Annotated in this window: 20 protein-coding genes; 17 read left to right on the top strand and 3 right to left on the bottom strand. The window is 51.6% G+C overall.

What is annotated here, in order from left to right; genetic code table 11:
• Nucleotides 1–26 precede the first annotated feature (26 nt).
• The gene (gene mscL / locus ACTHRY_RS01080) at nucleotides 27–470 is read left to right on the top strand and encodes a large conductance mechanosensitive channel protein MscL (protein ID WP_107792171.1); all 444 of its coding nucleotides are present in this window, start codon (nucleotides 27–29) and stop codon (nucleotides 468–470) included.
• A gap of 121 nt (nucleotides 471–591) precedes the next feature.
• On the opposite strand, the gene ACTHRY_RS01085 is transcribed toward mscL, so the two are convergent.
• Together ACTHRY_RS01085 and ACTHRY_RS01090 are read right to left on the bottom strand one after the other, a co-directional pair.
• Nucleotides 592–1,311: a hypothetical protein gene (locus ACTHRY_RS01085; RefSeq protein ID WP_199900426.1), complete on the bottom strand. Its 720-nt coding sequence runs from the start codon at nucleotides 1,309–1,311 to the stop codon at nucleotides 592–594.
• A gap of 233 nt (nucleotides 1,312–1,544) precedes the next feature.
• Nucleotides 1,545–4,442: an Rne/Rng family ribonuclease gene (locus ACTHRY_RS01090; RefSeq protein WP_440373974.1), complete on the bottom strand. Its 2,898-nt coding sequence runs from the start codon at nucleotides 4,440–4,442 to the stop codon at nucleotides 1,545–1,547.
• A 514-nt stretch (nucleotides 4,443–4,956) separates the two neighbouring features.
• Here ACTHRY_RS01090 and ACTHRY_RS01095 point away from each other — a divergent pair.
• From ACTHRY_RS01095 to ACTHRY_RS01150, 12 genes are all read left to right on the top strand, one after another.
• Nucleotides 4,957–5,943, top strand: coding sequence for an RluA family pseudouridine synthase (locus ACTHRY_RS01095; protein WP_049323579.1), 987 nt, complete (start codon nucleotides 4,957–4,959; stop codon nucleotides 5,941–5,943).
• A gap of 10 nt (nucleotides 5,944–5,953) precedes the next feature.
• Nucleotides 5,954–6,604 carry an HAD-IA family hydrolase gene (locus ACTHRY_RS01100; RefSeq protein WP_049323580.1) on the top strand — a complete coding sequence of 217 codons (651 nt, stop codon included), beginning with the start codon at nucleotides 5,954–5,956 and terminating at the stop codon, nucleotides 6,602–6,604.
• A gap of 55 nt (nucleotides 6,605–6,659) precedes the next feature.
• Nucleotides 6,660–7,184 (top strand): DUF4189 domain-containing protein, encoded by a 525-nt coding sequence (locus ACTHRY_RS01105; RefSeq protein WP_049323581.1) that lies wholly within the window; start codon nucleotides 6,660–6,662, stop codon nucleotides 7,182–7,184.
• 60 nt (nucleotides 7,185–7,244) lie between these two features.
• Complete coding sequence (locus ACTHRY_RS01110; RefSeq protein ID WP_049323583.1) at nucleotides 7,245–7,883, top strand: MBL fold metallo-hydrolase; 639 nt, start codon at nucleotides 7,245–7,247, stop codon at nucleotides 7,881–7,883.
• Nucleotides 7,884–8,342: 459 nt separating this feature from the next.
• A complete protein-coding gene (locus tag ACTHRY_RS01115) occupies nucleotides 8,343–8,852 on the top strand; it encodes an outer membrane protein assembly factor BamE (RefSeq protein WP_049323584.1) in 510 nt (169 codons plus the stop codon).
• A gap of 8 nt (nucleotides 8,853–8,860) precedes the next feature.
• On the top strand, nucleotides 8,861–9,289 hold the full coding sequence (locus tag ACTHRY_RS01120) for a hypothetical protein (protein WP_036492127.1): 429 nt from the start codon (nucleotides 8,861–8,863) through the stop codon (nucleotides 9,287–9,289).
• 301 nt (nucleotides 9,290–9,590) lie between these two features.
• Nucleotides 9,591–10,808, top strand: a complete 1,218-nt coding sequence (locus ACTHRY_RS01125) for an MFS transporter (RefSeq protein ID WP_049323586.1) — start codon at nucleotides 9,591–9,593, stop codon at nucleotides 10,806–10,808.
• A 164-nt stretch (nucleotides 10,809–10,972) separates the two neighbouring features.
• Nucleotides 10,973–11,632 (top strand): amino acid ABC transporter permease, encoded by a 660-nt coding sequence (locus ACTHRY_RS01130; protein ID WP_049323587.1) that lies wholly within the window; start codon nucleotides 10,973–10,975, stop codon nucleotides 11,630–11,632.
• A complete protein-coding gene (locus ACTHRY_RS01135; RefSeq protein WP_003748034.1) occupies nucleotides 11,622–12,290 on the top strand; it encodes an amino acid ABC transporter permease in 669 nt (222 codons plus the stop codon). Before ACTHRY_RS01130 ends, ACTHRY_RS01135 begins: the two co-directional genes overlap by 11 nt.
• A gap of 1 nt (nucleotide 12,291) precedes the next feature.
• Complete coding sequence (locus tag ACTHRY_RS01140) at nucleotides 12,292–13,023, top strand: amino acid ABC transporter ATP-binding protein (protein WP_049323588.1); 732 nt, start codon at nucleotides 12,292–12,294, stop codon at nucleotides 13,021–13,023.
• A gap of 74 nt (nucleotides 13,024–13,097) precedes the next feature.
• Complete coding sequence (locus ACTHRY_RS01145) at nucleotides 13,098–13,952, top strand: amino acid ABC transporter substrate-binding protein (RefSeq protein WP_036492138.1); 855 nt, start codon at nucleotides 13,098–13,100, stop codon at nucleotides 13,950–13,952.
• 214 nt (nucleotides 13,953–14,166) lie between these two features.
• Nucleotides 14,167–14,631 (top strand): four-helix bundle copper-binding protein, encoded by a 465-nt coding sequence (locus ACTHRY_RS01150; RefSeq protein ID WP_036492140.1) that lies wholly within the window; start codon nucleotides 14,167–14,169, stop codon nucleotides 14,629–14,631.
• Between the two features lie 60 nt (nucleotides 14,632–14,691).
• Here ACTHRY_RS01150 and ACTHRY_RS01155 read toward each other — a convergent pair whose 3' ends face one another.
• Nucleotides 14,692–15,225: an acyltransferase gene (locus tag ACTHRY_RS01155; RefSeq protein ID WP_036492142.1), complete on the bottom strand. Its 534-nt coding sequence runs from the start codon at nucleotides 15,223–15,225 to the stop codon at nucleotides 14,692–14,694.
• A gap of 281 nt (nucleotides 15,226–15,506) precedes the next feature.
• Here ACTHRY_RS01155 and rpmE point away from each other — a divergent pair, with 281 nt between their 5' ends.
• The 4 genes from rpmE to ACTHRY_RS01175 all read left to right on the top strand — a co-directional run bounded on the left by rpmE (nucleotide 15,507) and on the right by ACTHRY_RS01175 (nucleotide 19,663).
• The gene (rpmE, locus tag ACTHRY_RS01160; protein ID WP_003681847.1) at nucleotides 15,507–15,722 is read left to right on the top strand and encodes a 50S ribosomal protein L31; all 216 of its coding nucleotides are present in this window, start codon (nucleotides 15,507–15,509) and stop codon (nucleotides 15,720–15,722) included.
• Nucleotides 15,723–15,957: 235 nt separating this feature from the next.
• The gene (locus tag ACTHRY_RS01165) at nucleotides 15,958–17,616 is read left to right on the top strand and encodes a membrane protein (RefSeq protein WP_049359432.1); all 1,659 of its coding nucleotides are present in this window, start codon (nucleotides 15,958–15,960) and stop codon (nucleotides 17,614–17,616) included.
• Nucleotides 17,617–17,753: 137 nt separating this feature from the next.
• Nucleotides 17,754–18,641: a hypothetical protein gene (locus ACTHRY_RS01170; protein WP_239665061.1), complete on the top strand. Its 888-nt coding sequence runs from the start codon at nucleotides 17,754–17,756 to the stop codon at nucleotides 18,639–18,641.
• Between the two features lie 221 nt (nucleotides 18,642–18,862).
• The gene (locus tag ACTHRY_RS01175; protein WP_049359437.1) at nucleotides 18,863–19,663 is read left to right on the top strand and encodes an ABC transporter ATP-binding protein; all 801 of its coding nucleotides are present in this window, start codon (nucleotides 18,863–18,865) and stop codon (nucleotides 19,661–19,663) included.
• Nucleotides 19,664–19,708 lie beyond the last annotated feature (45 nt).

Raw genomic sequence — 19,708 nt, forward strand, 5'->3', positions numbered from 1 at the left:
ACTCAAACACATACAGGAGATTAATTATGTCAATCGCTTCAGAATTTAAAGAATTTATTATGCGTGGCAACGTTGTCGACCTCGCAGTCGGTATGGTTGTCGGTACAGCATTCAGCGGCATCGTCAAATCATTAGTTGACGATGTAATCATGCCTCCTATCGGTCTGTTGATCGGTGGCGTTGATTTCTCCAACCTGTTCATCACGCTGAAAGACGGCGCACAAGCCGCTCCTGAAGCCGGTTACGCTAACCTGGCGGCCGCTCAAGCAGCCGGTGCCGTTACCCTGAACATCGGTCTGTTCATCAACACTGTAATCAGCTTCCTGATCATCGCCGCTGCCATCTTCTGCGTGGTTAAAGCCATCAACTCTGTGAAAAAAGCCGAAGCTCCTGCTGAAGAAGCACCAGCAGAGCCTAGCGAAGAAGTTCTGTTGTTGCGCGAAATCCGTGACTCTCTGAACAAAAACTAATCACAATACCTAAACATACACACACAAACCAAGGCCGTCTGAAACCATTTCAGACGGCCTTTTCTAACTCTATCGCTCTGACATAGTTGGCTGTTTAAGAAAAACTACAAGCAGCTATCCTTCATTTATTTATAGAAACCTTGCTTACGACCTCATTATTTTTACCCAATAGATAAAGGAAATTATCATTTACCTCTAATTTACCAAGGTAAACGCCATAATCCATTTCATGAGCAGGACAGGTTTTAATCAAATGACGAATACTCTTGTCTTTATTTTCAATATTCCAAAACAAGTCAACTTTATCGATCTGATGTTCCACTTGAATGGAAAAAGTGGTGGATTGAATCTTCTTCTTTTTCCATACCCAACTATTTTCATAATGGTTTCTCTCTATTTCATTCACTACATCCCCAAGTAAGCAGAATGGAATAGAAAGCTTATGAAATACACGGTTTGCCCCTTCGACTAAGGCAGCCAAGAGCATCTTTTTCTTATCAACAGGATCTAAAGCTTCATAGGTACAAAAATCAAATGGAACCTGAACAGTATAGACACCAAGTAAGTTTATGATACAAGGATTGCAGACCTTATCCATGCATTCTATGATGATTTTCCAACAATCCTTAGTTGGAACAGGCTTGAAGAGTCGCTCCAACATAGATGTCATACACTTCGATTCATATACAAACGCTTTTCTACGGCATTTCCAATTTTGATTGTAGTCCTCTATCCTGGCCTCCTCGTATCTTAATGAAGCTGAGTCCATCAACTCCTCGATCCTTTGGCGATTTTCCACATAAGGTCTATCTAATTCAAAATATCTTAACTTCATATTCATACTTCCATGATCTTATTTTTTATACAGGACCAACCCTATGTAAAGGCTAAGTCTTTCAAGGTAGCAATGATTCTGACCTTTAAATATCGATAACTCCAACTTCTTGATGCTTCATACTTCTCACTCTCCTCAAAAGAAATTTCCTTTTCTTAACTATTCCCTATAGTCGTAGCACTTCTCCTGTAAAAAAGCCCGATGCGTTCAACATCGGGCTTTTAACTGGAAAACCAATCTTAGTCTTTGCGTGTTTCCACCAAAATCATTTCGACTGCTGTGTCTTCCACTTCTACTTTAGGCACATCCGAACGGCGTGTTTTAGCAACCGGTTCAGGTTGTGGCTGCGCGGCAAAAGCGGCAACGGCTTGCGGATCGGTTTCAACGAAGATCAAATCGCCCAAGCTCTCAGGCACAACGATTGCGACAGGCGCTGCTTCAGCTACGGCTTCAGTTTGTGTGACAACAGTTTCGGCTGGTGCTTCAACCGATGCAACAGTAGCCGTTGCATTTGGAGACAATACCGCAGCAATGGCTTCTTTGACATTGCTGACTGCAGAAGCAAGCAGGGCTTGTTCGGCATCAGCGCCTTCAGTTTGCGCTACGGCAGGCTCGTCTTCGCTTTCAATCGCAAATACGAATGGCTCTGCGCTGGTCACTTCAGGCTCGGATACTACAATCACCAGCGGCTCGGCTTGATCGCTTTCAGAAGACAATGTCGCATTTGCAGCTTCAACCGTTTCGTTCAAACCCAAAACATGCGCCACAGCAAAGAGAACTTTGTCGGCGGTATCGGTAATGTTCAGGTATTGCTCGATTTTTGCTGAAGACGGAATATTGCGTTTTTTGCTGTTGGAACGGCGGTCGTTGCGGTTGTTGCGCTGACGGTTGTTGCGCTGACGGTTGTTGCAGTCGCGTCCTTGACGGCCGTTGTTTTTCACACCCTCTTCGCTGCGGGCGTTGTCGTCCGCTTCGACTTGCGCCTGTTCGCCATCGGCTTGAACGTTCACGTCCTCAACACGGTTTTCCGCATATTGGTTACGGTTGCGCTCGTTACGGCCGTTGTTGCGGCGGCGTTTATTGCCGTTTTGTTCCGCTTGGTTTTCAGACGGCATCTCAGCCAGTGCGGCCACTTCTTGAACGTTTACGTCTTCAACCGTTTCCTCAACACGGTTACGCTCGTTGTTGCGCTCATCGCGGCGGTTGTTGCGGTTGCGGCTGCGGCGGCTTTCTTTACGCTCGTCGTTGCGGCTTTCGCTTGATTTGTTTTCTTCAAACTTGCTCTCGGCAGCTTCGGCATTCACTTCGCGCACTTCAACTTTGCTGCCGTCGTTTTTGTTGTTGCGGCGTGGATTTTGACGGCGGCTGTTTGAACGGCGGTTGCTGTTTTGGCTGCGGTTGGTTGTAGTGCGTTTTTCGGCAGGCTCTTGAGCAACTGCCGCAGGTGCAGGCTCGCCGCCGAAAATGCGTTTCAACCAGGCTTTGAAGCTGTCCCACCAAGAGGCTTTTTTCTCAGGGGCGACAGTCGGTGCAGGCTGGGTATGGCGCACGCCTTTGACGGCAGGCTCAGGACGGGAAGCTTTGGCTTTTTCGCTGCCGAAAGGTTTGGCGGATTCGTCTTCTTCCGGCTCGGCAACGCGTTTGTAGCTCGGTTCGCCGTCTTCTTCTACGTCATCGATGCGGATGCGGTTGATTTCGTAGTGCGGATTTTCCAAGTGGATGTTTGGAATCAGGACGACGTTCACATCCAAACGTTCTTCCATCGCAAACAGCTCGGCGCGTTTTTCGTTCAACAGGAAGGTGGCGACATCGACAGGCACCTGTGCGCGTACTTCGCCGGTGTTGTCTTTCATTGCTTCTTCTTGAATGATGCGCAAAACGTGCAGGGCGGTGGATTCGATACCGCGGATAACGCCGGTACCGGCACAGCGCGGACACGCAACATGGCTGCTTTCTCCCAGAGCCGGTTTCAAACGTTGGCGGCTCAACTCCAAAAGGCCGAAACGCGAAAGTTTGCCCATTTGCACGCGTGCGCGGTCTTTTTTGAGCGCGTCGCGCAGGACGTTTTCAACATCGCGTTGGTGTTTCGGATTTTCCATATCGATGAAGTCGATGACGACCAAACCGCCCAAGTCGCGCAGGCGCATTTGACGGGCGACCTCTTCGGCGGCTTCCATATTGGTTTTGAACGCGGTGTCTTCAATATCCGAGCCGCGTGTGGCACGCGCAGAGTTGACGTCGATGGAAACCAGGGCTTCGGTATGGTCGATCACAATCGCGCCGCCGGAAGGCAGGCTGACGCTGCGTGAGAACGCACTTTCGATTTGGTGTTCGATTTGGAAACGGGAGAACAGCGGCGTGTGGTCTTGATAGAGTTTCAGACGGCCTACATTGCTCGGCATGACGTAGCTCATGAACTCGGCAACTTGGTCGTAAACTTCTTGATTGTCCACCAAAATCTCGCCGATGTCGGGACGGAAATAGTCGCGAATCGCACGAATCAGCAGCGAGCTTTCCATAAAGAGCAGGTAAGGGTCATGATGCGCTTTGCCTGCTTCTTCAATGGCTTGCCAGAGCTGTTTGAGGTAGTTCAAGTCCCATTCCAACTCTTCCGCGCTGCGGCCGATGCCGGCGGTGCGGGCGATGATGCTCATGCCGTTCGGAATGTCGAGTTCTGCCATGGCGGCTTTCAACTCTTGGCGCTCTTCGCCTTCGATACGGCGGGATACGCCGCCGCCGCGCGGATTGTTCGGCATCAATACCAAATAGCGGCCGGCCAGGCTGATGAAGGTAGTCAGCGCCGCGCCTTTGTTGCCGCGCTCGTCTTTTTCGACTTGGACGATGACTTCCATGCCTTCTTTGAGCACGTCTTGAATACGCGCCCTGCCGCCTTCGTAGTCGCGGAAATATGAGCGCGACACTTCCTTAAACGGCAAAAAGCCGTGGCGGTCGGTTCCGTAATCGACGAAACACGCTTCCAGCGACGGCTCGATGCGGGTAATGATACCTTTGTAGATATTGCCTTTACGCTGTTCTTTGCCCAGCGTTTCGATGTCCAAGTCCAAAAGGTTTTGGCCATCGACAATGGCAACGCGCAGCTCTTCGGCCTGCGTTGCGTTGAATAACATTCTTTTCATAGTCACCTCGTGAACAGCGGCCGTTTGATTTGTGAATATCTTTTTCAGACGGCCTGTCTGTCCGGTTGGCACTCTGCAAAGGCAAGATGGGGGAACCCCTGTGTAACCAGTTTTTGATTTGAAATCCGCAAGGTTGCATGCTTGAACTCAAGCCATGTGCGGACGGATTCGGATAAAGAAGGAAATAAAGAACAATGCGGCGGAAAGGTTGATGGTTCCGCTGCCGTCCGAATGCTGATGCTTCGGACAAAATAAGGCAGCCTACATCTTCTTATTATCGTAGCGCCGATAATTTCGGACGGTACTGCGCGGATTGCGTCTTACGCCCGGCCGGACGGCAAGTTCAACTCAAACTTAATTACGGGATTGCGTTTGCCGGCTTTGAACAAACACAAGGAAATGCTTTGCGGAGTGCGTTTTTAATATAAAATCTCGTTTTAACAATAAATCCGTTTCAGACGGCCTGCGACGGCAGGTTCGGGTCCCGAAACGGACGTTTGGGATTATAGAGAAAATGCACGCAATACGCAAAGATTCAGTCAGCCTGATTGCCGTTGCCGAACACGAGGAAGGCCAACGCCTTGATAACTATCTGATAAAAATCCTCAAAGGCGTCCCGAAAAGCCATATCCACCGCATCATCCGCGCCGGCGAAGTGCGGCTGAACAAAAAACGCTGCAAACCCGACAACCGCATTCAGGCAGGCGATACCGTCCGCATTCCGCCGATACGCACCGCCGAAAAACAAAGGCCGTCTGAAAGCCAGGCCGCGCCTGCACGCGAATTTGACATCATTTACGAAGACGATGCGCTTTTGGTCATCAACAAACCATCCGGCGTTGCCGTTCACGGCGGCAGCGGCGTGAGCTTCGGCGTCATCGAACAAATCCGCCGTGCCCGTCCCGAAGCGCGTTATCTCGAACTCGTCCACCGCCTCGACAAAGACACCAGCGGCCTTTTGATGATTGCCAAAAAACGCAGCGCCTTGGTGAAACTGCACGAAGCCATCCGCAACGACCATCCGAAAAAAATCTATCTCGCGCTGGGTGTCGGCAGGCTGCCGAACGACCGCTTCCACGTCAAGCTCCCCCTGTTCAAATACACCGGCGCACAAGGCGAAAAAATGGTGCGCGTCAGCGAAGACGGCCAATCCGCCCACACCATCTTCCGCGTGTTAAACCGTTTTTCAGACGGCCTTTTGCACCAAGTCGGCCTGTCCGACCTGACCTTTGTCGAAGCCACCCTAAAAACCGGCCGCACCCACCAAATCCGCGTCCACCTGCAATCACAAAACTGCCCCATTGCCGGCGACGAACGCTACGGCGACTATCAAGCCAACAAACGCCTGCAGAAACTCGGTTTGAAAAGAATGTTCCTGCACGCCTCCGAGCTGCACCTCGCCCATCCGCTGACCGGCGAAAAACTGATTCTGAAAGCGCCCCTGCCGCAAGAATTGGCGCAATTTGTTTTAATGTTGGAAAATCAGGAAAAGGCCGTCTGAAAGGAAACCCATGAAACCCAAACTCATCATTTTCGACTGGGACGGCACGCTTGCCGACACCACCAACCCCATCATCCACACCTTCCAACAAAGCTTTGCCGATTGCGGTCTGCCCGTTCCCGAAGCCGACCAAATCCGTCCGCTCATCGGATACAGCCTCTCCGGCATCATCCGCCGCCTTGCCCACAACGTCAGCGAACACGTTCAGGAAACCCTGATTGAGACCTATGCCGCGCACTACCTCAATCCCAACAACCGCAACATGACCCTGTTCCCCGAAGCCCTGCCCTGCCTGCAACGCCTGAAGCAACAAGGCTATTGGCTTGCCGTAGCGACCGGCAAAGGCCGCAGCGGACTGGATAGGTCCATCGAGCAAACCGGCACCCAAGCCTTCTGGCTGGAAACCGCCTGCGCTAGCGAATATCCGTCCAAACCCGCGCCCGATATGGTACTCGCCCTCTGCGACCGACTGGGTGTTGAGCCGGAAGAGGCCGTCGTCGTCGGCGACACCACCCATGACCTAGAAATGGCCGCCAACGCCAAAATCCGCGCCATCGCCGTTACCACCGGCGCGCACACCGCCCAACAACTTTCCGCCATGCCCCATGTCGCCATGCTCAACAGCTTGGCCGAATTGCCTGACGTATTGGAAACCTTATAAATGACGACGTGCATCAACTGACAAAGATTTAAGTAACTAATAGATTGGATTTGAAATGAAAAAAATGCTTTTTGTGTTATTGGGGCTGGCAAGCCTTAATGTTTACGCCAATGGCTGCGGTGGAGAATACCAACCTGCGACTGGAACCTGCCGTATTATTGATAGCTCTGGCCGACAGATTCTATATAACGTTGGAAGACCCCAATCTTCCAATAGCGGTTCCACTCAACCCAAAATTATCAATATTGATGTTCCTTCAAAATATTTGGCACTGGCAGTTAATATTAAAACGGGTATTTCAGGTGGTGCACTCGATATGGATTCTCGTGCCGAAGCTGAAAAGGAAGCCATCAGGACCTGTGAACGAGGAGGAAGCAATGCCCCCTGTGTTATAGCAGCTTCAGTCAGAAACGGCTGCGTTGCAGTAGCTCAAGGAACATCCGGAAAAAAATTAAAAACATTTTATGGTATGGAAGCTCCCGGTCTTGCTGAACCTAAAGCTTTAAATAAATGTAATGCAGCTGGTGCTCTTAAATGCAAAATCGTTGTAAACGAAGCCTGCTCAATGCCTAGATTCTAAATAGACCAAAGGCCGTCTGAAACGTAAACAACATTAAATAAGCCTTTCCCAGGAACACTCATGGCACTCCAATTTGAAATCAACGCCGTTACCCCCTTCCGTCAAAACTGCACGCTGATTTGGGATGACGAAACCAAAGAAGCCGTGTTGACCGATGTCGGTGGCGACGTACCCTATTTATTGCAACAAGCCCAAAACAAAGGCCTCAAGCTGACCGCCATTTGGCTGACCCACGGCCATCTTGACCACGCAGGCGGCGTGGTTGAGCTTTTGAAAACCTGCGACGTACCCGTCTTCGGCCCGCACAAAGACGACGAATTCCTGCTCCAAGCCCTTCCGCAAACAACGGCGCAATACGGTTTCCCCGTTTCTCCGTCATTCACGCCGACACGCTGGCTGGAAGAAGGGGAAACGCTCAAGGTCGGCAACCACAGCTTCCAAGTCCTCCACATTCCCGGCCACACCCCCGGCCAAGTCGTTTTTTACAACGCCGAAAACGGGCTTTTAGTCGCAGGCGATGTTTTGTTTTATGAGACCGTTGGTCGCACAGATTTTCCGCGCGGCAATCATGATGACCTCATAAACAATATCTGCGCTAAACTATTAACCCTGCCCGAAAACACACAAGTTATCACCGGACACGGTCGCATGACCAGCATCGGGCATGAGAAAAGGTACAATCCGTTTCTGGTTCGTTAATATGAATGTTGTATAAAGCCAACATTCTGGCATACACAGATTATGCGTATAAAGGAAAACTGGCATACAATTTGCAGGGATAACACCCGAAAGATTAAGTACCTAATCTCCGGCAAATGCCAAAATGAACTAAAGCACAAAGATAACAAGGTATTACGCAATACAACCTGATTTATCGAAAACCGGACATCTCCAAACCCCAAGCCTTACTCGCAGTGAAATTGTTACAAAGTGACAATAAATGTCAGTCAGGCCGTCTGAACGGTTCTGCCGATTCAGGCGGATACAACGGAGATAAGGCGCAATGCCCTGCCGGAATGTGCCGATGTTCTGTTTGTCAAACCGTCGGGTACATCTTTAAGAAGCACAACATTATTTGGGTAAACCGGCAAACTCGCTGCCGGCACTAACAGGCCGTCTGAAAAGTTCGGCCAGTAAAATCAATAAAAGGATTATCACATGAAAAAAATCGCAAAAGTGGGCTTTGCCCTGCTGGCTACCGGCCTGCTGGCCGCCTGTGCTACTAAGAGCAAAATCACTCCTGAAGGCACTACCGACGAGCCACGCTTCCCTAAACCTTACTCCCTGACCTTCAACAAAGACCGCGGTACATTCCCGACTTTTGACGAGTTGGATCAAATGCGTCCCGGCCTGACCAAAGACGACATCTACAAAATCCTTGGCCGTCCTCACTACGACGAAGGCATGGTCGGCGTGCGTGAATGGGACTACCTGTTCCACTTCTACACCCCAGGCGTAGGCGTTGACCCTGAAAACACTTCCGGCGTTGAAGGCATCACTACTTGCCAATACAAAGTGATCTTCGACAAAGACAAATTTGCACGCAGCTTCTTCTGGAATCCGGTATTCCCTAAAGATGCCGTATGTCCTCCTCCTGCACCTAAACAAGAGCCTCAAGTGATCATCCGCGAGATCATTAAAGAAGCTCCTAAACGCATCCGTCAATAAGGACAAATTTGAAACGGATCCTATTGGGTATAGCCTTGGCAGCAGGCCTGAATTCTTTGGCCGCTGCCGATGCTGTCAGCGACTATATCCAACGCAAAAAAGTCGTGGTCAATACAGCCAAGGCGGAGCTTTGCTTTGCCGATGACGGTCAGTGCCATCCGGTATTGATCGGTAAGACCACACCGAAAGGCAAATTCAATATGACGCCGATGATGACCAGCAAACCGGGTTACGGTGGCGAGGTTATCGGCTTCAAAGAAGAAAATGACTTTCTGTTTGCGTTACACAGGGTATGGACGCTCAAGCCGCAGGAAAGGCGCATGGAACGCATCGCTTCTCCCAATGTGGCCGATCGCATCATAACCAATGGTTGTATCAACGTACAAAATAATGTGTACGAAAAACTGCGTCAGTATTTCATTTTGGAAATCATCTGATGTAAGTCAGTCAAACAAAGGCCGTCTGAAACTTTTCAGACGGCCTTTCTTCTCAAACGAAAATTCAACGGTATTTGCTTGCTCCGTCAGTACCAAACAAAGAATATTTGGCCGCTTCATTCTCTACTCATCCTCAAGCCATATCACTTTTTTACCATATCCAAAGAACCAACGGTTATTTATGCCGTTTCTTGCCCAATGCTAGAATCGCGCGTTTATATATCGGCCCGCCGAGAAATCAAATAAATCATATAGCGGCAGAAATAGCTTTTATTCCCTGCCCCTTACACACACAAACATCATGACCGATTCTTCTGCCAAACTACCCAATTTGTGGCTGCTGATTGCCGCTGCCGCCTCCATTCTGCTGATTACCATCGGCATGAGGATGACTTTAGGGCTTTTTGTCCTGCCCGTCGTCAACTCGACCGAGTTGAGCATGACCCAGTTCAGCCTGATTATTGCCGTTTTCCAATTGATGTGGGGCATATCGCAACCCTTGTCGGGCGCGTTGGCCGACCGTTTCGGCGCGTTTAAGGTTTTAGCCGGCGGTACAGTTCTGTTGATTGCCGCCTGTCTGATGGTGCCGCAAATGCCAACTTATTGGGGGCTGATGCTGGGTATAGGTTTATTGTTGGCATTCGGTACGGGCTCGGGCGGATTTTCCATCATTATGGGACAGGTCGCTGCCAAAACGCCGCTTCATCGGCGCGGCTTGGCTTCCGGCTTGGTCAATGCAGGCGGGTCCGCAGGGCAATTTTTGTTCGCGCCGCTGGTTCAAGGTTTGATTGCCCTGCCCCACGTCGGCTGGACGGGGACATTTTATGTTTGGGCAGTCATAGCCATCTTGATTTTGCCGATTTCTTGGTGGTTGGCCGGCGGCAAACATGCTGCTCATACCGTCCATACCGACGATGACGGCCAAACCCTGAAGCAGGCCATCTGCAAGGCTTTCGCCAACCGCAGCTATATCTTGCTGCATTTGGGTTTCTTTACCTGCGGTTTCCACATCGCCTTTTTGGTTACTCATCTGCCGACCGAAATTTCACTTTGCGGCCTCCCTGCTACGGTCGCTTCGACCTCTATTGCCATTATTGGTTTGGCAAACATCGCCGGCTGTATTTTTTCAGGCTGGTGTACCGGCAGATTTTTGGGCAAATACGTCCTCTTCGGTTTATATGCTTCGCGTGTCGCCATGATATTGATTTATCTGGCCGCACCTAAAACCGATTTGAACTTCTATCTTTTCGCCGCCGGACTCGGTTTCACTTGGTTGGCAACCGTCGCCCCCACCGCCGCCATCACCGGCAAACTTTTCGGCACGCGCTACTTGGCCACCCTCTTCGGGTTGACCATGTTGAGCCACCAAATCGGCGGCTTTTTGGGTTCGTACATCGGCGGCATCGTCATCACGCGCTTCAACGATTACGGCTGGATGTGGTACGCCGACGCAGTCTTGGCAGGTGCGGCCGCCCTGTTGAATTTACTGATTCATGAACGGAAAGCGGCTGCCGCCTGATGCGGAAACCTTGGCATTTCAAGGCCGTCTGAAACGTTTCAGACGGCCTTTGCCTTATTCCATTTTTTGTGTTTTATCCACAATCGATATTCCTATCCATTATTTAACACTCCCTTACAAACCCGTTAAAATACTGCCTTTATCATGCTGATTGTCTGACTCTGATGAACTGGTCTTATCTGATCGATGCCATCCCCAAATTCGTCGATGCGGCAAAGCTGACGCTGGAATTGTCGGTATATGGCGTCGTTTTGTCGTTGCTGTTCGGCCTGCCCGTTGCTGTGGTTACGGCATACCGCATCCGCCCCTTCTACGCATTGGCACGCGCCTATATCGAGCTGTCGCGCAATACGCCCCTGCTGATCCAATTGTTTTTCCTGTATTACGGCCTGCCGAAAATGGGCATTAAATGGGACGGTTTTACCTGCGGCGTAATCGCACTGGTTTTCTTGGGCGCAAGCTACATGGCGGAAGCCATCCGTGCCGGTATTCTGGCCGTCCCCAAAGGGCAGATCGAAGCGGGCAAGGCCATCGGTTTGAGCCGCTTTCAAGTGTTCCGCTATGTCGAATTGCCTCAGGCATGGGCGGTCGCCGTTCCCGCCATCAGCGCAAACGTATTGTTTTTGATGAAAGAAACATCTATCGTCAGCGCGGTCGGCATTGCGGAATTGCTGTTCGTTACCAAAGACATCATCGGCATGGACTACAAAACCAACGAAGCCTTGTTCCTGCTGTTTGCCAGCTACCTGATCATCCTTCTGCCCGTTTCGCTTCTGGCGCGCTGGGCCGAAAACCGCGTACGGAGTGCAAAATATGGTGTTTGACTGGCTGTTTGAAGGACAAAACGCGGCACGCTTGGGCGAAGGCCTGTTGCTGACGGCGCAGATTTCCCTGGCCTCCGTTGCCGCCTCCTGCGTATTGGGTACGCTGTTCGGCTTGGTTTTACGTTCGCCCAACCGGCTCATCCGCTTTATCGGACGGTTTTATCTCGAAACCATCCGAATCGTGCCGATTTTGGTGTGGCTGTTCGGCCTGTATTTCGGCCTATCCGTCTGGACAGGCATCCACATCGACGGATTTTGGGTCTGCGTCTGGGTATTTACCATGTGGGGCATCGCCGAAATGGGCGATTTGGTCCGCGGCGCATTGGAATCGATTGAAAAACACCAGGTCGAATCTGGCCTGGCACTCGGTTTGAGCCGCGGGCAGGTATTCCGCTACATCGAGCTGCCGCAAAGCATCCGCCGCGTATTGCCCGGCGCCGTCAATCTGTTTACGCGCATGATCAAAACCAGCTCGCTCGCCTCCCTTATCGGCGTCATCGAAGTCGTCAAAGTCGGCCAGCAAATCATCGAAAACTCGCTGCTGACGCAACCCAATGCTTCATTTTGGGTTTACGGCCTGATTTTTATGCTGTATTTCTTCTGTTGCTGGCCGCTGTCGCTGCTGGCGGCAAAACTTGAACAAAAATGGGAACACTGACATGGCTTTACTGAGCATCCGCAACCTGCACAAACAATACGGCAACGTAACCGCCATTCAATCCTTAGACTTGGACTTGGAAAAAGGCGAAGTCATCGTACTGCTGGGCCCGTCCGGCTGCGGCAAATCCACCCTCCTGCGCTGCGTCAACGGTTTGGAGCCGCACCAAGGCGGCAGCATCGTGATGGATGGGGTCGGCGAATTCGGCAAAGACGTTTCCTGGCAAACCGCCCGGCAAAAAGTCGGCATGGTTTTTCAAAGCTATGAACTGTTTGCCCACATGACCGTCATCGAAAACATCCTCTTAGGCCCGGTGAAAGTACAAAACCGCAACCGTGCCGAAGCAGAGGCACAAGCTGACAAACTGTTGGAACGCGTCGGCCTGCTCGACCGCAAAAACGCCTATCCGCGCGAACTCTCCGGCGGACAGAAACAACGCATCGCCATTGTCCGCGCCCTGTGCCTGAATCCGGAAGTCATCCTGCTGGACGAAATCACCGCCGCACTCGACCCCGAAATGGTGCGCGAGGTCTTGGAAGTGGTTTTAGAACTCGCCCATGAAGGCATGAGCATGCTCATCGTAACACATGAAATGGGGTTTGCCCGCAAAGTTGCCGACCGCATCGTCTTCATGGACAAAGGCGGCATCGTCGAATCGACCGACCCCGAGACCTTCTTCTCCGCCCCCAAAAGCGAACGCGCCCGCCAATTCTTGGCAGGCATGGACTACTGATTTTATTTTCAGGCCGTCCAACCCTTTTTCAGACGGCCTCCACTTTCAACCAAACATTTGAAAAGGAAACACTCATGCAATTGAACGCCAAATTTAAAGCCCTCCTCGCCTCCGCCGCCATCGCCGTCGGCCTGACTGCTTGCGGAGGCGGCTCCGGCGATGCCCAATCTTCACAAAGCAGCGGCGCGGCAACCGTTGCCGCCATCAAAGAAAAAGGCGTCATCCGTATCGGCGTATTCGGCGACAAGCCTCCGTTCGGCTATGTTGACGCCAACGGCAAAAACCAAGGCTTTGACGTTGAAATCGCCAAAGACCTGGCCAAAGACCTGCTCGGCAGCCCCGACAAAGTCGAATTCGTCCTGACCGAGGCCGCAAACCGTGTCGAATACGTCCGTTCCGGCAAAGTCGACCTCATCCTCGCCAACTTCACCAAAACACCCGAACGCGCCGAAGCCGTCGATTTCGCCGATCCTTACATGAAAGTGGCCTTGGGTGTGGTTTCCCCAAAAGACAAACCGATTACCGACGTTGCGCAATTGAAAGACCAAACCCTGCTGGTCAACAAAGGCACCACCGCCGACGCCTTCTTCACCAAAAGCCATCCTGAAGTCAAACTGCTGAAATTCGACCAAAATACCGAAACCTTCGACGCACTGAAAGACGGTCGCGGCGTAGCACTCGCCCACGACAACGCCCTGCTGTGGGCATGGGCAAAAGAAAACCCGAATTTTGAAGTCGCCATCGGCAACCTCGGCCCTGCCGAATTCATCGCCCCGGCTGTTCAAAAAGGCAACACCGACCTCCTGAACTGGGTCAACGGCGAAATCGCCGCCATGAAAAAAGACGGCCGTCTGAAAGCCGCCTATGAAAAAACCCTCTTGCCCGTGTATGGCGAGAAAGTCAAACCGGAAGAATTGTTAGCGGAATAAACTGACTATTTTCTCGGCAAAAAGTCACTTTCCCGTATTTCAGCCATTCGATTTGTGATTCATTTAACAAATATCATATCCAACGACAGGCCGTCTGAACGTGTTCTCGACACCTTCAGACGGCCCGTTGTTTAAAAACGAATAACATGATAACCTTTTAATAACGGATGAAATAATTCGTCCGATATTTCTACAAAGCAAAAAGGAAACTATGATGAACCGTCGTCAATTTATCGGCAGCGCAGCCGCCGTCTCCCTCACCGCAGCCGCCTCATTCGCCCGTGCACACGACCACGCAGGCCATGCACACCATGCCGGCCACGGCGAACACGCACATTCCGCCCCCCGTGCCTACGAAGCCGCGCGTAAAGCCGCCGCACATTGCGTTGAAGCCGGCCAAATCTGCCTGGCGCACTGCATCGCCCTGTTGAGCGAAGGCGATACCTCCATGAAAGACTGCGCAGCCGGCGTCAATCAAATGCTGGCACTGTGCGGCACCTTGCAAAACCTCGCCGCCCAAAATTCACGCCTGACCCCGTCTTTGGCGAAAGTGTGCATCGAAGCCTGCAAACAATGTTCCGCCGCCTGCAAAGAACACGCCGGCCACCACGCAGAATGCAAAGCCTGCTACGAATCTTGCTTGGCCTGCATTAAAGAATGCGAAAAAATTGCCGCTTAATCAATATTAAAAAAGGCCGTCTGAAATTCAGACGGCCTTTTGTTTTTGGTTTCGTTCACGCTATTCTGCTGCGAGCTCTTGCTCATCCAACAGCTTTTTCTTCACAACCGCAGGATTGCCCGCGGCCACGCAATAAGGCGGCACATCTTTGGTAACCACCGAACCTGCGCCGATTACCGCGCCCTTGCCGATGGTAACGCCGCCCATGATAATCGCACGTCGACCAATCCAGACATCGTCTTCAATCACAATCGGACGGATGTCCGTATAGCCTTCAAAGCGGCGGGTTTCAGGGTTGAATTTGTGGTTGGTCGAATAAAACAGGCATTCCGGTCCCATCATCACGTTCTTGCCGAGGGTCAGGCCGTGGCAGATTTCGCAATTGACGCCGATACCCGAATTGTCGCCGATTACCGTATCCGGAAAAACATATCCGCCTTTTTCAATATTGACGTTTTTGCCGATGTTTGGGGAAATGCACGCAGCCAAAGCGGCGCGGAATTTTTGCGCAATCCGGCCGAAGGGTTTGCAATAAGACGGAGGCAACATTCCTCCCCAGACACGCAAAATACGCGTCAATATCCTTTTTTGCATGGATTCCGTCTCCTGTTCGTAAAAGCGTAAATATTAATCAGACTATTATTTTTCTTAAAGTTTCACATCTAGAAGAGGCTTTACATCCTCTTTTCAGTTGAATTACAGCCCGATTACACAATATTTGGTTTGAAACTCTATTCTAAACTGTTCTCGCCTGTTGCGAAACTGCCCGCTACGCAAAATATCCGCTTGACGAAACAGCCAAAAATAGCGAAAATCCCACGCTTAACTGAAGTACAGGCAAAACCCCTGTGCCCGCTTAATCGAAAGGAAATCAAATGAAACAAGGTATTCACCCGAACTACCACGAAATCAACGTTACCTGCTCTTGCGGCAACAAATTCGTGACCAAATCCGCAATGGAAAAAGATAGCTTCAACGTTGAGGTTTGCTCTCTGTGCCACCCTTTCTACACCGGTACTCAAAAAATCGTCGACACTACCGGTCGCGTGGACAAATTCAACAACAAATTCGGCAACCTGTTCAAACGCTAATTGCCGCTTTGTCAAAAAGACTGCTTCGTGCAGTCTTTTTTGCATTCAGGCCGTCTGAAACCTTTCTTTCAGACGGCCTGAGCTTTTTGTCGTCAACCGAATGCCATATCATTCCAAACACCCGATAAAAACGAGCCGTAAGCATTATTTTACAAAGCTCTCCGGTCCGGCATATCGCGCAAACCCGTCAAACCCTGTACCATTGCTATTCAAACCAACCGTTTTTTGACCTTCCATGCTGACTTACACACCGCCCGATCCGCGCCGCCCCCAAAAAACCCATGAAAAACCGTGGCTTCTGCTGCTGATGGCCTTTGCCTGGCTGTGGCCGGGCGTGTTCTCGCATGACTTGTGGAACCCTGCCGAACCCTCCCTCTTTACCGCCTCCGAATCCATGAAAAACGGCGGCAGCCTGCTGGTTGCGCAAATCTTCGGCCAACCCGACTTTACCATCTCCCCGGCTTTTTTGTGGGCGGCAACCGCATTCCAAACCCTGTTTTCGCCTTGGGCGGCCGATGCCTATGATGCCGCGCGCTTTGCCGGCGTGGTATTCACCGCCGTCGGACTGACCGCCTGCGGTTTTGCCGGTTTCAACTTTCTCGGCAGACACCACGGTCGCAGCGTTGTCTTAATCCTTATCGGCAGTATCGGTTTGCTGCCCATCGCCCACTTCCTCAATCCCATGTCGGCCGCTTTTGCCGCATTTGGATTGATTCTGTGCGGTTTTTCACTGGCACGCCGCCGCGTCATTATTGCCATTTTGCTGTTGTGCGGCGGCTGGGTTTTACTCTCCCTTTCCTCAGGCTATCTGCTGACCGCGGCCATGATATTTTTAGCATTTGCCCTGTCGTTCCATCCCACTTGGCAGAGCAAACGCTATCTGCTGACCCTGATTGGCGCCATCGTCGTTTCCCTGCCCCTGCTGATTCTGTATCCGCTGGTTTTATCCAGAACCCATCCCGAATGGTTTGATATTTGGTTCAACCATTATTCCTTAGGCGTATTCGGCGGCTTCCATCAGATTCAGACGGCCTTCAACCTGCCCTATTATCTGAAAAACCTGCTGTGGTTTGCCCTGCCTGCTTGGCCGCTGGCGGCATGGACGCTCAGCCGCACGCGTATCCACGATAAAAACTGGGGCATTCTGAGCCTGTCGTGGCTGGTTATCATGACAGCCCTGCTCGCCATCAATCCGCAACGCCTGCAAGACAACCTCGTTTGGCTGCTGCCGCCGCTCGCCCTGCTCGGCGCAGCACAACTGGACGGCCTGCGTCGCGGCGCAGCGGCATTTATTAACTGGTTCGGCATCATGGCATTCGGTTTGATTGCCGTGTTCCTGTGGCTGGGCTTCTTCGCCATGAACTACGGCTGGCCTGCCAAACTGGCCGAACGCGCCGCCTATTTCAGCCCGTATTACATCCCCGACATCGACCCGATTCCGATGGCCGTCGCCCTGCTGTTTACCCCGTTATGGCTTTGGGCGATTACGCGTAAAAACATCCGCGGCCGCCAAGCCGTCACCAACTGGGCAGCTGGCGTTACTTTGGCCTGGGCCTTGCTGATGACCCTGTTTTTACCGTGGCTCAACGCCGCCAAAAGCCATGCGCCGGTAGTGCACCAAATGGAAGCCGCGCTTTCTTCCGAATTGAAACAGCAGCTTTCAGACGGCCTCGAATGTATCAATATCGACGGCCAAGACCAGCGCACACGCATCGCGTGGACACAATACAGCCATATTAAAACCACGACCGACAACCCGTCCTGTCGCTACCGCCTCATCCGCCAAGCCGCCAATATCGGCGCACCTTCGGGCTGGCAAACCTTGTGGCAAGGCGCAAGACCGCGCAACAAAGCCGAGACTTTCCTATTACTGGAAAAAACTGCGGCGCAGTAAACCGCACCAGCCTCAAAACCGAATATCCCAGTTCAACAAAGGCCGTCTGAAAGAACTTTTATCCTTTCAGACGGCCTTTGACTTACTTTAACGCCGCTTCCCGTACAATGGCCCTTTTCCCTTATCTGCCTAAAAACATGAAACCCAACCGCCTTTTGCCCCTCGTCCTCTTATTAACCGCCCTCTCCGCTCATGCCAAAGATTTCATCATCTACGACCGCATGGACTACGTCGGCAAACCCGACCTGACTGCCGACAAACTCTCCAAAGTATTCTTGGTTTACGAAAGCGAGCTGGTCAAACCCGATCCGACAGGCAAACGCAAACACGGCGTACTCAACGAAGCGCGTATCCGCGAATTGGCCAAACAATCGCGCCGCGAAGGCTACCACACCATTTCTACCGACATCGAAAGCTGGTTTGCCGAAAAAGACGGTCAACTGCTAACCCCTGACGAATTGAGAACCGACTTCGCACGGATGTATCAAATCTTCAGAGAAGAAAACCCGCGCGCCTTCATCAGCAACTACGGCATGCCTTCCGAACACCTGCATGGCATCCGCCACTACCGCCCCAACGTTGACAACGAAGCCATCTTGGCCAAATGGCGGCAAGTCAGCAAACGCCGTGCGCCCACCGCCGCCATCAGCGACTATGCCAATCCTGTGTTCTACATCACTTCCCCCGATTTGGTGCAATGGGAAAAAGACGTGAAAACCGCCGTTGACGACATCCATCAACGCTTTCCCAACAAAAAAATCATCGGCTACATCTGGCCGCAATATTATTCGGCCACCAACAGCCCTTATTTCAAACAGTTCATCGACCCCGTCCGCTGGCGCAAAATGCTTGAAATCAGTAAAAAATACACCGACGGCGTGATTATCTGGTCGGACAAGCGCGATGAAAACAACCAAATCGTGCGCTGGAACGATCCGCGCATCCAAGCCACGATGAAAGCGACTCAAGCCTTCATCCATGCCAATGCCAAAGAAATTAAGGTAGAAGGTTTGCAGAAATATTAAAAACAAGGCGGGCATGTTTGCCCGCCTCTTTATTTACCTACACATCTGTCTGTATGTTTGACACAACATACAACAAACGACCGTAGCACCAACGCTTCTGCATTCTTTCACACGTTTTTACCCGTTATTCCTAAGCGCAGGCCGTCTGAAAATTGCCCGAATATCCAATACCCTTTACAATACCCGTAATTAAAATACATTTTTCGACACTCCCCTCCTGCATGAGTTCCACACCCTTCATCGAAATGAAAGACGTTGCCTTCGCATATGGCGACCGTCCTATTCTGAACAACATCAACTTCAGCATTCCACAAGGCAATTTCGCCGCCGTAATGGGTGGTTCGGGCAGCGGCAAAACCACGCTGATGCGCCTGATTACGGGTCAAATCCGCCCGCAATCGGGCAAAGTGCTGATTGAAGGGCGTGATTTGGCCGCATTTTCGGCGCAGGAGCTGTACGAACACCGCCGCCGCATGGGCGTTTTGTTCCAACACGGTGCATTGTTCACCGACTTATCCGTCTTCGACAACATCGCCTTCCCCATGCGCGAGCTGACGGATTTGCCCGAAGCGGTCATTCGCGATTTAGTATTGCTGAAACTGAATGCAGTCGGTTTGCGCGGTGTTGAAAACCTGATGCCTTCCGAGCTTTCCGGCGGTATGTCGCGCCGCGTCGCCCTCGCGCGTACGATTGCGCTCGACCCTGAAATCATGTTATACGACGAGCCTTTTACCGGTCTTGACCCGATTTCGTTGGGCGTTATCGCCCACCTCATCAGCCGTGCCAATAAAGCCCTGCGCTCAACCAGCGTGATGGTAACGCATGATATTGAAAAATCGCTGGAAATCGTCGATCAAGTCATTTTCCTGGCACACGGCGAAATCATGTTCTCCGGCTCGCCCGAAGAAATGCGCGAACTCGACTCGCCTTGGGTACGCCAGTTTGTCGGCGGTTTGGCAGACGGCCCTGTCGCCTACCGCTATCCGGCGCAAACGACTTTAAAACAAGACTTGCTGGGCTGATGTTCAGACGGCCTGAAACTTAAACAAGGCCGTCTGAAAACCATT

The organism is Neisseria sp. P0004.S004 (genome assembly GCF_051963335.1).
Lineage (GTDB): Bacteria > Pseudomonadota > Gammaproteobacteria > Burkholderiales > Neisseriaceae > Neisseria.

Excerpts from the sequence above, each read along its gene's own strand:
- ACTHRY_RS01135 (WP_003748034.1), top strand. The coding sequence starts at position 11,622 with ATGGTGTTTGACTGGCTGTTTGAAGGACAAAACGCGGCACGCTTGGGC.
- ACTHRY_RS01145 (WP_036492138.1), top strand. The coding sequence starts at position 13,098 with ATGCAATTGAACGCCAAATTTAAAGCCCTCCTCGCCTCCGCCGCCATC.
- ACTHRY_RS01085 (WP_199900426.1), bottom strand. The coding sequence starts at position 1,311 with ATGAATATGAAGTTAAGATATTTTGAATTAGATAGACCTTATGTGGAA.
- ACTHRY_RS01125 (WP_049323586.1), top strand. The coding sequence starts at position 9,591 with ATGACCGATTCTTCTGCCAAACTACCCAATTTGTGGCTGCTGATTGCC.
- ACTHRY_RS01140 (WP_049323588.1), top strand. The coding sequence starts at position 12,292 with ATGGCTTTACTGAGCATCCGCAACCTGCACAAACAATACGGCAACGTA.
- ACTHRY_RS01090 (WP_440373974.1), bottom strand. The coding sequence starts at position 4,442 with ATGAAAAGAATGTTATTCAACGCAACGCAGGCCGAAGAGCTGCGCGTT.
- ACTHRY_RS01155 (WP_036492142.1), bottom strand. The coding sequence starts at position 15,225 with ATGCAAAAAAGGATATTGACGCGTATTTTGCGTGTCTGGGGAGGAATG.
- rpmE (WP_003681847.1), top strand. The coding sequence starts at position 15,507 with ATGAAACAAGGTATTCACCCGAACTACCACGAAATCAACGTTACCTGC.
- ACTHRY_RS01130 (WP_049323587.1), top strand. The coding sequence starts at position 10,973 with ATGAACTGGTCTTATCTGATCGATGCCATCCCCAAATTCGTCGATGCG.
- ACTHRY_RS01165 (WP_049359432.1), top strand. The coding sequence starts at position 15,958 with ATGCTGACTTACACACCGCCCGATCCGCGCCGCCCCCAAAAAACCCAT.
- ACTHRY_RS01150 (WP_036492140.1), top strand. The coding sequence starts at position 14,167 with ATGAACCGTCGTCAATTTATCGGCAGCGCAGCCGCCGTCTCCCTCACC.
- ACTHRY_RS01175 (WP_049359437.1), top strand. The coding sequence starts at position 18,863 with ATGAGTTCCACACCCTTCATCGAAATGAAAGACGTTGCCTTCGCATAT.
- ACTHRY_RS01170 (WP_239665061.1), top strand. The coding sequence starts at position 17,754 with ATGAAACCCAACCGCCTTTTGCCCCTCGTCCTCTTATTAACCGCCCTC.
- ACTHRY_RS01115 (WP_049323584.1), top strand. The coding sequence starts at position 8,343 with ATGAAAAAAATCGCAAAAGTGGGCTTTGCCCTGCTGGCTACCGGCCTG.
- ACTHRY_RS01100 (WP_049323580.1), top strand. The coding sequence starts at position 5,954 with ATGAAACCCAAACTCATCATTTTCGACTGGGACGGCACGCTTGCCGAC.
- ACTHRY_RS01110 (WP_049323583.1), top strand. The coding sequence starts at position 7,245 with ATGGCACTCCAATTTGAAATCAACGCCGTTACCCCCTTCCGTCAAAAC.
- ACTHRY_RS01105 (WP_049323581.1), top strand. The coding sequence starts at position 6,660 with ATGAAAAAAATGCTTTTTGTGTTATTGGGGCTGGCAAGCCTTAATGTT.
- mscL (WP_107792171.1), top strand. The coding sequence starts at position 27 with ATGTCAATCGCTTCAGAATTTAAAGAATTTATTATGCGTGGCAACGTT.
- ACTHRY_RS01095 (WP_049323579.1), top strand. The coding sequence starts at position 4,957 with ATGCACGCAATACGCAAAGATTCAGTCAGCCTGATTGCCGTTGCCGAA.